This window comes from Novipirellula galeiformis, assembly GCF_007860095.1.
GTDB lineage: Bacteria > Planctomycetota > Planctomycetia > Pirellulales > Pirellulaceae > Novipirellula > Novipirellula galeiformis.
Window position 1 is genome coordinate 1 of record NZ_SJPT01000009.1, and the last position, 14936, is coordinate 14936.

At 56.7% G+C, this 14936-nt stretch carries 12 protein-coding genes; 5 read left to right on the plus strand and 7 right to left on the minus strand.

Annotation, left to right across the window (positions count from 1 at the left end; genetic code table 11):
* Window positions 1-191 precede the first annotated feature (191 nt).
* Together Pla52o_RS21095 and Pla52o_RS21100 are read right to left on the minus strand one after the other, a co-directional pair.
* Window positions 192-644 carry a hypothetical protein gene (locus Pla52o_RS21095; protein WP_146596628.1) on the minus strand — a complete coding sequence of 151 codons (453 nt, stop codon included), beginning with the start codon at window positions 642-644 and terminating at the stop codon, window positions 192-194.
* Window positions 645-691: 47 nt separating this feature from the next.
* On the minus strand, window positions 692-1621 hold the full coding sequence (locus Pla52o_RS21100) for a DUF1559 domain-containing protein (RefSeq protein WP_146596629.1): 930 nt from the start codon (window positions 1619-1621) through the stop codon (window positions 692-694).
* A 1137-nt stretch (window positions 1622-2758) separates the two neighbouring features.
* On the opposite strand from Pla52o_RS21100, the gene Pla52o_RS21105 reads away from it, so the two are divergent.
* The gene (locus Pla52o_RS21105; protein ID WP_146596813.1) at window positions 2759-3250 is read left to right on the plus strand and encodes a DUF309 domain-containing protein; all 492 of its coding nucleotides are present in this window, start codon (window positions 2759-2761) and stop codon (window positions 3248-3250) included.
* 119 nt (window positions 3251-3369) lie between these two features.
* On the opposite strand, the gene Pla52o_RS21110 is transcribed toward Pla52o_RS21105, so the two are convergent.
* Window positions 3370-5382, minus strand: coding sequence for a c-type cytochrome (locus tag Pla52o_RS21110; RefSeq protein WP_146596630.1), 2013 nt, complete (start codon window positions 5380-5382; stop codon window positions 3370-3372).
* Window positions 5383-5860: 478 nt separating this feature from the next.
* On the opposite strand from Pla52o_RS21110, the gene Pla52o_RS21115 reads away from it, so the two are divergent.
* Window positions 5861-6442 (plus strand): hypothetical protein, encoded by a 582-nt coding sequence (locus tag Pla52o_RS21115; protein WP_146596631.1) that lies wholly within the window; start codon window positions 5861-5863, stop codon window positions 6440-6442.
* Between the two features lie 228 nt (window positions 6443-6670).
* On the opposite strand, the gene Pla52o_RS21120 is transcribed toward Pla52o_RS21115, so the two are convergent.
* The 3 genes from Pla52o_RS21120 to ruvB form a co-directional block, all read right to left on the minus strand.
* Complete coding sequence (locus Pla52o_RS21120) at window positions 6671-7276, minus strand: phosphoesterase (RefSeq protein WP_146596632.1); 606 nt, start codon at window positions 7274-7276, stop codon at window positions 6671-6673.
* Window positions 7277-7378: 102 nt separating this feature from the next.
* Window positions 7379-8455, minus strand: a complete 1077-nt coding sequence (gene queA, locus Pla52o_RS21125; protein ID WP_146596633.1) for a tRNA preQ1(34) S-adenosylmethionine ribosyltransferase-isomerase QueA — start codon at window positions 8453-8455, stop codon at window positions 7379-7381.
* Window positions 8456-8631: 176 nt separating this feature from the next.
* Entirely contained in the window at window positions 8632-9603 is a 972-nt protein-coding gene (ruvB, locus tag Pla52o_RS21130) for a Holliday junction branch migration DNA helicase RuvB (RefSeq protein ID WP_231612555.1), read from the minus strand.
* A 143-nt stretch (window positions 9604-9746) separates the two neighbouring features.
* Between ruvB and bioA the strand changes: the two genes are divergently transcribed.
* The 3 genes from bioA to Pla52o_RS21145 all read left to right on the plus strand — a co-directional run bounded on the left by bioA (window position 9747) and on the right by Pla52o_RS21145 (window position 12693).
* Window positions 9747-11177 (plus strand): adenosylmethionine--8-amino-7-oxononanoate transaminase, encoded by a 1431-nt coding sequence (gene bioA / locus Pla52o_RS21135; RefSeq protein ID WP_146596635.1) that lies wholly within the window; start codon window positions 9747-9749, stop codon window positions 11175-11177.
* Window positions 11178-11241: 64 nt separating this feature from the next.
* Window positions 11242-11832: a sigma-70 family RNA polymerase sigma factor gene (locus Pla52o_RS21140; RefSeq protein WP_231612532.1), complete on the plus strand. Its 591-nt coding sequence runs from the start codon at window positions 11242-11244 to the stop codon at window positions 11830-11832.
* A 288-nt stretch (window positions 11833-12120) separates the two neighbouring features.
* Window positions 12121-12693, plus strand: coding sequence for a hypothetical protein (locus Pla52o_RS21145; RefSeq protein ID WP_231612533.1), 573 nt, complete (start codon window positions 12121-12123; stop codon window positions 12691-12693).
* Between the two features lie 26 nt (window positions 12694-12719).
* On the opposite strand, the gene recQ is transcribed toward Pla52o_RS21145, so the two are convergent.
* Entirely contained in the window at window positions 12720-14933 is a 2214-nt protein-coding gene (gene recQ / locus Pla52o_RS21150; protein WP_146596637.1) for a DNA helicase RecQ, read from the minus strand.
* Window positions 14934-14936: the final 3 nt, after the last annotated feature.

The following is a 14936-nucleotide window of genomic DNA, read 5'->3' on the forward strand; positions in this document are numbered from 1 at the left end:
ATACGTCCGCCGCCCCAAAACCACCCACTTCCAGAAACGAAAAAAGAAAAGTAAACCCAACGATCCAGAAGACCCAACGTCAAAGTGAGTGCCATTGGGCGTTAGCCCCGGTTGAACCGCTTGAACCGGGGCTAACGCCAAAACGGCTAATCTACCGAAAGACTCCTGCCTACCTGCTTAGCAAAACAAACTTACTGGGAAGCGCCGAGGAGATCGAAATGGATCTCGTTCTTGTCGGGTTGGATCTCAGCGGTGAGATCGCTGCGGTTGTTATATTTTTCGGGGATGAACGCCTCGATCTCATCGATCATGGCGGTCGGATCGCGGGCGACCTCGCCTGCAGCAACCTGCCGCCCCGTTTTCCGCGTTGCCCGTATCTCCACGCGATATTCCCCGACGACCGGGCCCACCGCGCGGGCGAGGTGGTACTCGCCCTGGTTGATTGCGCCTCCGGTCGACGGCGCCTGCGTTCCCTCAACCGGAATGAACGCGATCGAACCAGACTCGACGGGGGCCCCCTCAAAGCTCACCTTGCCACGCACCTCTGCCCGGTTGAGCCCGTCACCACCGCCACAGCCGATGGTCACGACTAGCAACGGGGCCAGCAGCAACGAGACGAGGCAACTTCGAATTCCAGCCACCATTGGGGCATCCTCTCATGAGATTCAAGACACGAACAAACACGAATCACTCAGAACTCACCGACCACCTCGTAGCCGGCCGTCGTTCCCAGCGCCTGCCACGTCTGCAGGTTGACCGATTCACTGATAAAACGCGTCGCGCCGTCCATCAGCAACACCTGCACACCGCCGGGATGACGACTCCGCGCCGAAAGGAGGATGTTTCGGGTGGCGTGATTATTGTACGTTCCAATACATGGCGCCTCGGGATGGTTCGCGTCTGCGGTGGTACACATGCCGTTACGGACTTCGTCCGGAATCCGTGTGTTCGGCGTGCGATCGTGCTGATAATGACTACCTTCGGTGTAGCTCCATGCGCCGCGGTAATCATAGCCGCTCAGCTTGATGATTTCCGAAATGCCAATCGTGTTTGTTGTCCCATCGGTAATGTCGCGAATCTTCAGCCCCCTGTTCTGCATGAAGACACCCGGTTGCTGACTCGGCTGCAGCTCCTTCTTTAGATGTCCGATTCCCGTGTTGCAGACATAGCTGTTACGGACGCGGCAGGGATGCCCAAATTCACTCTCACCGCCCGACGGGCACTGGAAGGCCGCTAATGCCGTCTCCATGATCGGCTCGTTCCACCCGTAGCAACCGCCGAAGTTTGAACTGAAATTGAGTTGGTCATACAGCGCGCCTTGCTCGATGTAGGGCCAAAGGAAAATGGGCCATGTGAAACCGTCGCTGAGATTGACGCGGCTCAGGGTATGCCCCGGCGGGAAGGACCCGAGCGTGTCGTGATAGGTGTGCAGCGCCAGCCCCAATTGCTTGAGGTTATTGGAGCACTGCATCCGCCGCGCCGCTTCGCGTGCCGATTGCACGGCCGGCAATAGCAGGCCAACGAGGACACCGATGATGGCGATCACCACAAGCAACTCGACCAGAGTAAATCCAGGATTCCGCCAGGTCCGTTTCGTGCGTTCAATGCTTGTACGACTCATCGACTCCCCTTTATTTCACGTCGGTGTTGAGTTCCGTAACAACGTGCGACCACGACCCACTACGCCTTCCTTATCACAGGCGCAAGCACTCAAAATCAACACGTTACCACTATCATGCTGATGGCAATTTGCGATCCTCCGGGGACGCCTTCCTGCTTACCCCCGCACAGCCTCTACAGGACTATAGCCAACCAGTCCCACAGGGATCATCGTACCGTATCCGTCGCAATGGCAGTTGTCAAGCAAATCCTGCAACAACTCGTGTTGCTGGTGGTACGCCAGTTTTTGCGATGGCGCCAACTCCACCCCACTTGGAATCGGCCCACGAGCCCGCCCCCGCTGCGCGTGCTGGGGAACGAAAGCCTGAAACGCGAAGCAGCGAAGGACGCGGAGCCGACGACCGTCACCTCTGCACCGCGATTCTCCGCACCTCTGCATTCTCCGCGTTTTATCCGACCGCGTGACGACAGAAAGATTTCCAGAACAGTACCTTTCTTCCTCCGCGTGCCTCGCTGACACTTGCGGCTAGGAATGACCAGGGGCTAGGACAGTTTTAATTTGGATGTAGCTACCGTCGCCGCACGGTGGACCGCGTTCTGCGCGAACGCAGATACGGGATCGAACCTACGTCATTTTTCAAATTGCGCTAGCCGCGTTTTTTTCGAATGAACAATTTGAAACGCGGAGCAGCGAAGGACGCGGAGCCAACGACCGTCACCTCTGCACCGCGATTCTCCGCACCTCTGCATTCTCCGCGTTTTATCCGACCGCGTGACGACAGAAAGATTTCCAGAACAGTACCTTTCTTCCTCCGCGTACCTCGCTGACACTTGCGGCTAGGAATGACCAGGGGCTAGAACAGTTTTAATTTGGATGTAGCTACCGTCGCCGCACGGTGGACCGCGTTCTGCGCGAACGCAGATACGGGATCGAACCTACGTCATTTTTCAAATTGCGCTAGCCGCGTTTTTTTCGACGGTCTTCGGGCATGTTTTTAAAGTGGTTACGTCATGGATTAAACTGGGCTAACGTTGGTGCTCCAACGCGTCCCCAAAATCGATGAGCGAACGGATGCCGCCCCCGCCACCCCCGCGATTGACCACACGCTTTTTTCCGCCGTACGCGTTCGTGCCTGGCATGCATCCGCATCCAATCTCGGACCCGTCCGGACATCGCTGTGGTGACGATGCCGATGATGTCGCCCCGGCCGACGTCGCCGCGATCCGGCAATCGCATCGCTGGGCCGTCGACTTGTTCAACCACGGCTACTACTGGGAATCCCATGAGGCTTGGGAGCGGCTATGGATTTTGGCAGGCCGAAGGGGCCCCCAAGCCGATTTCCTAAAGGGACTCATCAAACTTGCCGCCGCCGCAGTGAAGGCGAGACAAGGTCAAAGTCAAGGCGTCCGACGCCACGCGCAGCGTGCCGCAGAACTCTTCCAAATCGCGGCTGACGACCGAACATTCCCAACCCCAAACGACCTGGGCCTCGCGCCGCAGTGGCTTGCACAACAAAGTCGCCTCTGCTTCGAAAACGCCGACGCCATCGTCGACATGACTGCATGCGACGTCCGCCGTGTTTTCTCCTTCGTGTTGGAACCTCACTTTACCGACGAACCGCTGCATTAACGGGCCACCGCCATCGGCGGATACTCCGCAACAACGAATGCAGCCCTGCGCCCGGCAATGGCCCAAAGCGGCCCGCCAGATGGCGAGCAACGCTTCCCTGATTGCAACGTTTCTGCTGGCTACAAGGTCTTCAAATACTCAATCAAATCGGCGGCCTCTTGCTCCGACAACGCTGCGGTGCCGTTGACCTTTTCCGGACTGTGCAAATCGGTGACCACGCGGTGCAGTGATTTTGCGCGTCCGTTATGCAGCCAGCGTGCCTTTCGATACAGTCCTTTTAGCGAAGGGGTATTAAACCCATGATAAAAATCCCCCTTCGAACCGAGCCCAACATCGTGAACTTGGTTGTCTGTTAATTCAGGGCCGTGATGGCAATCGGCACAAGCGGCCTTGCTGCTCAAAAAGACACTGCGACCACGGGCGGCTGACGGAGACAATTCCCCCTCAGGCCCAACGTAGGGATTGGGCGGCAACTGCAGCGATTCGAGATAGGCTCGCACCGCCTTCGTTTCATGGGGTGTCGCCGCCTTGCCGATCATCGTCGAAGTGAATGACGTTTCGATCGCATCGTCGAGACTCTGTTGCCAACCGTGCCACGTCCAAGGCTTCGTCTTCTCGACACCAAACAATGGCAACACCGTCTTGACCGTCAACTCGGTGCCATCGTTCCTGGTATCCATCGGCTGCGCATTCGAGCCGCCATCTTGATGACACGAGTGACAACTATACCATTGGTCCAAACTGCGCGTCGCATCATAAAAGAGTGCCATGCCTTCGCGAGCGAGGGACCTCTCCGACGCCCCTCCCAAATCAATCTCACGCACCAACTTGCGTTCAACCAAGTCGATGACCTGGACTGAATTGTTTAAATAATTGGCAACATAGGCGAAACGATCACCTTTGCCGACCTGAATCCCCAACGGTCGGCCGCCAAGGGGAATCCGATCAAAACGCTCGCGGTCGTATTGCAGTTCTCGTTCAATCAAATCGCCGGGCCCTCCCGCACCGATGAACGGCAGATCGGGCAACCGATACAACAACAATTCATGGGTTCCGCCCGCAGTGACAAGCACCTGTTTTTCATCCGATGTGATCGCAATGCCATGCGCATCCCCGATCGCCAACTCGGGAACGTCTAATGAAATCGCTTCCCGATAGGCGGGGCCGTCTAGACGCACCCGCCCCAGACGATTAGCTAAAACCCAGCCGAGTTTAATGTTGCCAACGGTGATCGGATTGGAACGATAAACCATCCAGGGAAAGTAGACGTACGTCCCGTCGCGTGATACGACCATGTGCCCCAGGTTGATGCCGCCAACGAGCGGCTCGTCATATTGCACCTCGAACGGTTCAGTATCGATCACGACAATTTTTCCATTCCCGCCGCAGCCCACGGCTAACGTTTTTCCATCGCCCGAGAGCGCGAGGTGCTTGGGCCATGGACCGACTTCGATACGTCGTTTGATCTTGCCAGCGAGGAGGTCAACCTCCACCACTTCACCGGAGGCCACCAGCCCTACGTACGCTGTTTGAGCATCTGGCGAAAGGGTGACGCCACAGGGCTGGAAACCGAGCGGGATCCGAGCGACCTCCTGGATTTTGGCCCCCGAAGCTTTCGCCGGCGAAACCGAGGCGGCTGCCGATGGCGCCGAATGACTTTGCTCGGCAGTTTTCTCTTGCTGGGAGCTTTTTGGCTGGGGACCGCTGCTCGCTTGGAGCGAGTAGACGACCAACTCGCCCGACCAAGCACACGTCACTACAAAATACGCTCCATCGGCTGAAAAGATGACATCCGACGGGTGATCTCCACAAACCACCTCATCGACCACCGAGTTCGATTGGGTCGAAAGCAGGGAAACGGTGCCCGAGGTTTCGTTAGCGGTGACAATCCAGCGGCCGGCTGGCCAAACGCCCTGGGGATTGATGGCCAAATCGACCGGAGAGCGGTCGACTTCCGCACGAACCACCGCCGTTTTGGGCGAGTCAGCCCAAGTGACAACCGAAAGCAAGAAAAGTGAAGCGGCAACGATGCCGAATCTCAAACCCGAGAACATGCCCCTGGCTAGGGCAGGAAAAGCAACGCAGAGGCTCTGATAAAAGGGGCGAAGCGTCGTTCCGGAAGTGCTCACCATTGATGCATCCTGTTTGTAAACGGCCTGTCAAATGACCGGCGAAACGATGAATTTTCGGGAAAGGCTGCTGTGAACCAGAATACCGGAACTCGATCCCTGCGGCTTGTCATTTTGCCTAATCTGTAGAATGTCCAACAGAATCTTCCCCCCGCTACCAATTTCCGCTCGCTATAATATCGCAATCTCGACACCGCGTTAGACCCACCCAATCGCCCCCGCCTGGAAACCGCTGCGCCGGCCTTACTCTGATTCGAATCGTTGCCTTTCCGATCCCATGCTCCTAACATGCGAGAATCGTGGGCCAAGATTCAAGAAGGATAAGACGCTGAAAAAACTTATTTTTTCGTGGCGGACGATTCCCCCTAAACGTCATTGCTGGAACAGTAATACAAAACGTCAACGTTGATGTTAACGATCTACAATTCGTGAACCATGCCGAGTGTGCATGGTAACAACGCCCCTTAGTAGAGGATTTGGAATGAAGAACTTTTTCGTGCTCGGTATGGCTCTGGCCCTCGTGTCTGCAACCACGGCGATGGCCGATAAGCCAGCGCAGAAAGGTGCAATGAAGAGTGGATTGCAACCTGGAGAAAACGTGGGACCGTTCTACGTCACCAAGTGTGCGGGTGCAGAAGAAGACGGCGTTGCCGAAGGCAAAAACCTTTGCTATCGCTGCCGCAACGGCTCCAAGCCACAGGTCATGGTATTCACTCGTAGCAACGACCCGAAGGTGACTGAATTGGTCTCGAAGCTGGATGCCGCCATTGGCGCCAACGCTGATTCGAAACTAACCGTGTTCGTCAACGTCCTCAACGAAGACAAAGACGACGCTTCGGAAATGGCAAAGAAGTTTGCTTCGACCACCAAAGCGAAAAGCATTCCTTTTGTCGTTCCTAACGAAAACGCCAACGGTCCTGACAACTACGGCATCAACCCTAAGGCTGACGTCACAATCGTGATGGCGAACGAAGGCAACGTGAAAGCGAACTACTCGGTCGCCAATGCCAAGAAATTGGACATCGACGCAGTGATCGGAAACCTCGGCAAGATTCTCGAGTAAGATTCTCGAGTTTCAAGTTGCAGCAAAAAAATAAACGACGACGGTTTTCACCGCCGTCGTTTTTTTTGTTTACCACGAATCTACTGCAGGAAGCTTAGGCCTCTGGGGATTGAATGACGCGGGGCTTAGAGCATTCCTAAATTTGATGTAGCTCGTGTCGCTAGGCGTTGGACCGCGTTCTGGCGAACGCAGCCACAGGATGAATCCCACGTCATTTGTCAACATGCTCTAATAGAGCGCTTTGATCGCTAGTTGGCTCCAGGTTTCGAGTTGCTCGATGTCGGCTTTCAGCTCTTCGACGCTGACAAAACCACCTTCGGCTAAATCCGCTTCGTTGCTGTGGACCTCGGGCGAATCCAACACAAAGCGATGAACGACTCCTAAGTGAACCTTGCCCACTTCGTTCGACGGATCGTAGATCAAGCCTTCTTGAGTTTCTTGATAGCCGGCTCCCAAGTGAATTTCCTCGGCGATTTCGCGGTGCATGCCGGTTGCATACGGATCGGCTCCATCGGCAGCATCTTCGCGGCTGATGTGCCCGCCGATCCCGACGCTACGTTTGGCATGCAAACGCGTCTCGCCGCCACCTCCGCCACGTGTGTACGTAAATAATTTCGTGGTCCCGTCGGGCTCGGTCCACTGGAGCAACACGTAGGGAATCAATTGCTTGAAGCTGGGATCCGTTTCCATCGGCGTGCGCGGTTGAAACGAAAGCTGGTCGCTCGCCAAGATGGGCTTCAGGAAACGATCCACATTCGCTTCAAAGCCGTCGATGACTCCGATCGATGCAATCACCGATTCGGGGATGACCAAGATATGTTCTTCGCTAGACATAAGAATAAGTTGTGGGGGAGAGAGCAGGGAAAAGTAGCGCTGGACCACGATCCATTCAAGCGTGACCGAGATTCGATCGTCGCCTTGGGACGACCAACCACCTTAAACGATCAACATCGTGTCGCCGTAGCTAAAGAATCGATATTCATTTTCGATGGCGGTTTGATACGCCTTCATGATCAATTCGCGTCCGGCAAACGCGCTGACCAAGACCAGCAAACTGCTTCGTGGTAAATGAAAATTGGTCATCAATCCATCGACGACTTTGAAGTCGTAAGGCGGTTTAATGAACAACTCGGTTGCTCCGCTCCAAGGTTGCAATTTTCCCTCGGGATTTTGGGCAGCGCTTTCCAGCACACGCACGCTGGTGGTGCCGACCGCGATGCAGCGTCCGTGCGCGCGACGCGTGCGAATCGCCTCCACCGCCGGAGCTTCGATTTGCCCCCATTCGCTGTGCATCACATGCTGGTCAAGATGATCCACGGCGATCGGACGAAACGTCCCGATGCCGACATGCAACGTGACCTCTTGAATATCGGTCCCGCCGGCGCGAATGTAATCGAGCAGCTTGTCGGTGAAGTGCAATCCCGCCGTGGGAGCGGCGACACTGCCGCGATGCTCGGCGAAGACCGTTTGATAGTTTTTCACATCGGAATCGACCATTTGGCCGTCGCGGATGTAGGGGGGCAACGGGATCCGACCGTAGCGCTCGAGCCAATCCGCTGGCTCGCCCGGCCAATCCGCTTCATCGCGGCCTGGCAACCTGGGGGTGACAAGCAAATGTCCATCGTCGGTGCGTGAGACGACCACCAATTGCATGCTGGGACGCCCTTCGCGATCCTTGATCGTAATCGCCTCGCCCGGGCGGAGCTTGCCCCGCGTCTTGGTCAGCACTTCCCAAACGCCCGTGGCGGGATCGGCCCGCAGGAAAAGTCCCTGCCATTGACCACTTGTTTCGGCGCGATAGCCGACCAATTTGGCTGGGACCACCCGCGTATTATTCAACACCAACGTATCGTCGGCATGCAGCAATTCGGGAAGGTCACGGACGTGGTAATGATCGATCGTGCCGGCCTTGCGATCGACCAGCATCAATCGCGCATCGCTGCGGGTCGCCAAGGGCTCTTGGGCAATTCGCTCGCGGGGGAGATCGTAGTCGTATTGTTCAATGTCGCTCATTGCGGACAGTGTAGTTTCACAGGAGCGTGCGCGCCAGCCCCCAGGGTTGGAAGCGTCCAGGGCGTGACAGGCGAGATGAGTGTCGCGGATCGCTCCGTGATCCTTGGCGCCGGACCACAGCCTGCAACACGGGTGGCCTGGTCCACTACCCTAAAGTTGAGTTTGGACAAAGCCTGTCAAACACTAGCGTCAGGACGTTTGACCTTCATATGCTCGAATCCCTTATGGGTCGCCATGCGGCCTCGGCGCGTCCGCACGATCATTTCGCTGCGGAGCAGGAACGGCTCGACTTCGTCTTCCAACGTATCGCTGCTGACGTTCATGGTGTGGGCGATCGCTTCGAGACCCGCAGGGCCGCCCAAGAAAACTCGCATCAACGTATCGAGATAACCGCGATCCTGTTTATCCAGACCGAGGGTGTCGATCCCGATCATATCAAGCGCCGCGGTGGTGACCTGGGCATCGACCTTGCCTTGGGCTTTGCTTTGCGCGTAATCGCGAACCCAGAGCAAGCGATTGTTGGCCAGTCGCGGAGTGCTGCGGCTTCGCGCGGCGATCACACCGGCAGAGCCATCATCGATCACAATTTTCAACTTTTTCGAATTCCGCTGCACGATCTCGCACAATTCGGTGGGAGTGTACCAACCGAGATGCTCGCGGATTTGGAAACGATCGCGTAGTGGTGCGCTCAACATCCCCGCTCGCGTGGTCGCGCCGATCAAGGTGAACGGACGCAGTTCGTAGTTCAACGTCCGCGCGCTGACCCCTTCACCGAGAATGATGTCGATGCGAAAATCTTCCATCGCGGTATACAGATACTCTTCGACCGCTTTGGGGATGCGATGAATTTCATCGATAAACAACACCGCTCCTTCGGAGAGGTTCGTTAAATAGGGCAACAGATCCTTCGGGGCACGCAATCCCGCCCCATTGGCCATCTCGACCGAAACCCCCATTTCGGCCGGAATCACGGTCGCAAAGGTGGTTTTTCCCAGTCCGGGTGGGCCATCAAACAAGATATGGCCGAGCGGCTCGCCGCGTCCTTGAGCCGCATCGATGGCGATCTTCAACCGTTCGATGACATCCTGTTGGCCGACCATTTCGTCCATCCGCCGGGGACGTAACGAATTGTCCTGCTCTTTCGGCATCAACGCTTCGGTTTCCGATTCAGGCTCGGATTGTTGGTAGACTGCTTCTCTGGCCATGCATTACACTCCCTTGGTTGACTTAGCCCTCCTACTTTAACGATTCCCCGCGGTTTGGCGTACCGCAAATTCTTTCGACGATTGCGATGACCTCACAAATCACTGACAAACCAACCTCAACGGCATCTCACCAGGACAACGCAGCGGAAAAATCCGCCATCCCCCCCTCATCCGCCCGCCAACATCATCATTGGCACGGATTCACTCAGATGGCCGATTCGGATCAAATCGCCATCGCCACCGCCGAGGGCTGCTGGCTAACCACCACGACGGGTCAGCGGTTGTTCGATGGCGTCGCCAGCCTGTGGTGCAATGTCCACGGTCATCGTCACCCCAAAATGAACGCCGCGATCCGCGAGCAACTCGATCGCGTCGCCCATATCACGACGCTCGGCATGTCGGCCGACATCACCGATCTGCTGGCGGAGCGATTGGTCGCGATCACCCCCGGCGATCTGAGCCATGTCTTCTTTAGCAGCGACGGATCCTCCGGCGTCGAGGCCGCGTTGAAAATGGCGCTCCAATATTGGCACCAACGCGCTGCGGCCACGGGCGCCACGTCCCCTTCGCCGAAAACCCGCTACCTCGCGCTGTCCTCGGCCTATCACGGCGACACGACTGGCGCGGTTTCGCTCGGCGGCATTAAGTACTTTCACCAATTGTTCGCTCCGATCGTGTTCACCCCCGTGCGTGGCCCGCTGCCATGCAGCTACCGGTTGCCCGAGGGCGTCCGTCCCGAAACGGCCTGTGACCACTACGCCGACGAGATCGAGACGCTGTTGAAACAGCACCACGGCGAACTCGCTGCGGTCGTGATGGAACCGCTCGTGCAAGGGGCGGCGGGCTTGATCACTCACCCCGCTGGCTTGCTCGCCCGCGTCCGAGAGCTGTGTGACCGATACGAAGTCTTGATGATTGTCGATGAAGTCGCGACCGGCTTCGGACGCACCGGACGGATGTTCGCTTGCGATCACGAAGGGGTCACCCCCGACATCCTGTGCCTGGGCAAAGGGATCACCGGAGGTTACTTACCGATGGCCGCCACCGTTGCACGGCCGCACGTTTACGAAGCGTTTCTAGGCGATTCATCCGAGCGGAAGCAGCTGTACCATGGACACACCTTCGGCGGCAATCCGCTTGCGGCGGCGGCCGCAATCGCTTCACTCGATCTGTTCGCCGAAACTCAATTGGTCGCATCGATCGATCGCAAGGCAGAGGTATTGCGATCGAGCTTGGACCGCATCGCCAACCATCCTCACGTTGGCGATATGCGCGGTCGTGGATTGATGGTCGGCATTGAATTGGTCGAGGATCGCGACAGCAAAACGCCGTTCCCGAGCGAACGATTGCTGGGACGCAAAGTCTGTGAAAGGGCGACCGAACTGGGTGCCTGGGTACGCCCGCTGGGGGACGTGGTCGTGATGATACCGCCATTGGTTGCCAATGACGAGGAACTGCAATTTCTGGGATCCACGGTGTCGCGGGCGATCGAGGAAGTGCTTGCGGAGTTGGGGTAACCCGCCGTGGTGACACGACGCAGTTCGGGTTACGAAAACAATCGCCCCATCGAAACGAGGTTCCATGATGCCAGCCCCATCGGATTCGTCCGACAACGCGCCGATCGATACGTCCGATCCGGCGGTGATCGCATGTTATGAACCCTACCTGCGGATGCTCGCTCGCGTCCAAATGCGGCGGGCATTGCAAGCGAAGATTGGCGTCTCGGATATTGTCCAGCAAACGATGTTGCAGGCGGTCCAGGGGTTGGATCAATTCCGGGGTTCGGGCGAAGCCGAATTCCGTGGCTGGTTACGGCAAATCCTGGCCCGCCACCTTTGCCATCTCGACCGTGATTTTCGTCGCGACAAACGTGATGTTCGGCGTGAACAATCAATGCAACAACAACTGGCCCAATCCTCGCTGAGGCTCGAAGGTTTATTGGCCGGCCAAGGCCCTACGCCCAGCCAAAACGTCGCCATGGGTGAAAACGTGGTGCGGATTGCGATCGCGATTGAGCAATTGCCCGACGCACAACGCGAAGCGGTTCGACTGCATTACCTCGAAGGCATGAAGTTGAGCGAAGTGGCAACCGAAATGGAGAAATCCAGCGGTGCGATCGCGGGACTGTTGCACCGCGGTATGAAGGCACTTCGCGAACAACTGGGCGATTAGCGAAACGTCCGTGCGAGCGGCCGATGGAGACGGCGTCCCCGTTTAATCCCCGCTGCGTCCGGCCGCCCCAGCCAAACCGCCACTGCGGGCGAACTTTATTCTCAGCAACCGCGTTCCTAAACGCGGTTTTAATTTTGATGCGGTTACCCTCTACCAGACGGTGGACCGCGTTCTGGCGAACGCAGCTACGGTTTGAATCCCACTTCATTTTTTAAAATGCTCTAGTCGCATCCCCCATGTTAAAACGCCCCAATGCTAAAGAACGTTCCCCTACCTAACTTCAATGACGTGTCGCATCCTGACGATCATCTCGAATTGATCGAAGAAGCGAACGAGCGAGTGGATGCGTTTACCAAAAATCGCCGCGACACGATTCGCAACTTTGTCGTTTCCGATTTTGAATTGGTCGGGGCCGCGATCCAGTGGTTAGTCGAAAACCGCATCCCTTGCGGCGACTCCTTCCTGGAATGGGGCAGTGGATTTGGCGTCGTCACGATGTTGGCGGCGATCGAAGGCATGGACGCGGTCGGTATCGAGGTCGAGCGTGACTTGATTGATCAATCTCGCCGGCTCGCCGAAGACTTCGACATCGATGCTGAATTTGTCGAAGGCAGTTTTTTGCCTGACGATCGTTCGGTGATCGAATCTGTGATCCAAGACTTTGAAAACGTCGATATCGACAGTCCGAGTGCCTATGACGCCCTGGGAAAATCAATTGACGAATTTGATTTGATCTTTGCCTTTCCATGGCCTGGCGAGCAGGGATATTTTGCTGCTGTCTTCGACCACTTTGCCGCCGACGGAGCACTCCTGCTGACGTACGACGGACGGAACCAATTGCGGCTGCAACGACGGGAATAAGAATCGCGTGAGGGTGTTTCGCATCATCACGCAGGTGATTCGCTTGCCGATTGGGCGTTGCGGTGACATGCCAACACGATGCGAATCGAATCGTAGGAGATCTTGCCTGCGAAAAATTCATACATCGGTTTCATCCGCCCCTCTTCGAGCAGATGCAGATTCTCGAGGATGGAATCACGTGTTGGCTCATCCACCCAAGGCGTGGGATCGGCAATTTTCTCGTGGCGCAAAAAGTCTTGCAGATAGCCGGCGACGGTCGAGACCGCTCGTCCCAATTTCTCCGCGACCTCTTCGAGCGACTCGCCCCGGCGAAAATGATCGAACGCGGCCATCGAATTTCCGTTGGGCAAAACCGCTCGCGGCGCAGTGGCTTCCGCTGCCGGCGCAGGAGCCGTTTTCACATCCGTTTCGAGATGGTGGTTTTGACAATACGCGAGAATGGGCTCGAGAAAGAGCTCGCCAAAGTCGGCAAGTTTCCGTTCACCAACGCCTTTGATTTTGGCAAGTTGCTCGAGGGTTGCCGGGCGAACGCGAGCCAATTCACGCAGCGTTGCATCGCCAAACACAACATACGCGGGAACATTTTTTTCGGATGCGATCCCACTGCGTATCGTCCGCAACGCTTCGAACAACCCACGATCGACACCCTCCCACGAGTCGACCGAGGGCGAATTTCTTCGCGAGCTTTTCTTTTGACCGGGAACGCTTAACCGCGGATCTCCGTCGCGGTGTAGTAACCGCCGTCCCGAATCGGAAAGCGACAAAACTTGGTATTCCCCCGTGCGTCGCAGATACCCTTGTTGGGCCAATTGATCGATCCACATCCGCACGGCGTCCAACCCGTCGCCGGACAACAAACCGTAGGTGCTTAGTTTGTCATGTCCCAATTGTAGGATGCGCTGCTCCGATGAACCGACGAGGACCTTTGCAGTGTGCGCCGCTCCGAATCGCTCTTGCACTCGCAACACGCACGACAAAATCTTCTGGCTCAAGGTGATCGGGTCCTCGACTAAGGCGATTTCATCTAAACAGACATCGCAACCACCACAATTTTCGTGCGTGTAAGGCTGACCGAAATGCTCCACTAACGCCTTATGACGGCACACCGGGCTGCAACACAGTTGATTGATCGCCTCGAGCGATTCGATGGCACCGCCGCTCGCCGCTTGCGAGTCCCCTTGCATGATTTTTTTCCAAGTCACGACATCGCCGCCGGAGTAAATCAAAACACACTCTGATTCCAAACCATCGCGACCGGCTCGGCCACTTTCTTGTTGGTAATGCTCGATCGATTTCGGCATCCCGGCATGGACCACAAACCGCACATTCGACTTATCGATCCCCATTCCGAACGCGACCGTAGCCACGATCACATCACAGGCGTCCTTAATGAAGGCGTCTTGGTTGTTTTTTCGCTCATCATCGCTCATGCCCGCGTGGTAGGGCAGGGCGACCGTCCCCATTTGATTCAGCGCCGCGGCGGTTCGCTCCACCTCTTTGCGACTAATGCAATAGACGATGCCCGATTCTCCACGATGCCGCCCGATCACATCGAGCACTTGTTGCAAACGCCGGTTAGCGCGCAACATGCGATAGGTCAAATTGGGACGATCGAAATCGCCCACCAGCACCTCGGCGTTACGGAGCTCGAGTTGGCTGAGGATGTCGTCGCGCACCGGCTGCGAAGCGGTTGCCGTGTACGCATGCACCGCGGCGGCCGGGAACCACTCTTTTAGAATTCGCAGCCCGCGATACTCGGGCCGAAAATCGTGCCCCCAATTGCTGATACAGTGAGCTTCGTCGATGGCAAAAAACGAGATCGGGGTTTGCTGCAGAAATTCGAGCATGCGGTTGGAAAGCAAACGCTCCGGTGCGACATACAGCATTTTGATCTGGCCAGCACGGATTTGATCGGCGACGGTGCGTTTTTCCTGTTGAGTCAACGAACTGTTGATGAACGCCGCATTCACGCCGCAAGCTCGCAGCGCATCGACTTGGTCCTTCATCAAAGAAATCAGTGGCGAAACGACGACCGCCATGCCATCGATACACAGCGAGGGGGCTTGGAAGCAGAGCGATTTCCCGCCTCCGGTCGGCAGTACCGTCAAACTATCACGGCGATCCAACACCGCGCGGATCGAAGCTTCCTGGAGCGGTCGAAACGAATCGTATCCCCACACCTCCTGCAAAACCTGGTGAACCGCAACCATGGCATTGGCAGGGGATGCATCCTTCGTCATCGT

What these genes read in the sequence shown, in the direction of transcription:
- Pla52o_RS21120 (WP_146596632.1), bottom strand. Translation starts at nt 7,276, where the DNA reads ATGTCTAGCGAAGAACATATCTTGGTCATCCCCGAATCGGTGATTGCA.
- Pla52o_RS21095 (WP_146596628.1), bottom strand. Translation starts at nt 644, where the DNA reads ATGGTGGCTGGAATTCGAAGTTGCCTCGTCTCGTTGCTGCTGGCCCCG.
- bioA (WP_146596635.1), top strand. Translation starts at nt 9,747, where the DNA reads ATGACCTCACAAATCACTGACAAACCAACCTCAACGGCATCTCACCAG.
- Pla52o_RS21140 (WP_231612532.1), top strand. Translation starts at nt 11,242, where the DNA reads ATGATGCCAGCCCCATCGGATTCGTCCGACAACGCGCCGATCGATACG.
- Pla52o_RS21105 (WP_146596813.1), top strand. Translation starts at nt 2,759, where the DNA reads ATGCATCCGCATCCAATCTCGGACCCGTCCGGACATCGCTGTGGTGAC.
- Pla52o_RS21110 (WP_146596630.1), bottom strand. Translation starts at nt 5,382, where the DNA reads ATGGTGAGCACTTCCGGAACGACGCTTCGCCCCTTTTATCAGAGCCTC.
- Pla52o_RS21100 (WP_146596629.1), bottom strand. Translation starts at nt 1,621, where the DNA reads ATGAGTCGTACAAGCATTGAACGCACGAAACGGACCTGGCGGAATCCT.
- recQ (WP_146596637.1), bottom strand. Translation starts at nt 14,933, where the DNA reads ATGACGAAGGATGCATCCCCTGCCAATGCCATGGTTGCGGTTCACCAG.
- queA (WP_146596633.1), bottom strand. Translation starts at nt 8,455, where the DNA reads ATGAGCGACATTGAACAATACGACTACGATCTCCCCCGCGAGCGAATT.
- Pla52o_RS21115 (WP_146596631.1), top strand. Translation starts at nt 5,861, where the DNA reads ATGAAGAACTTTTTCGTGCTCGGTATGGCTCTGGCCCTCGTGTCTGCA.
- ruvB (WP_231612555.1), bottom strand. Translation starts at nt 9,603, where the DNA reads ATGCCGAAAGAGCAGGACAATTCGTTACGTCCCCGGCGGATGGACGAA.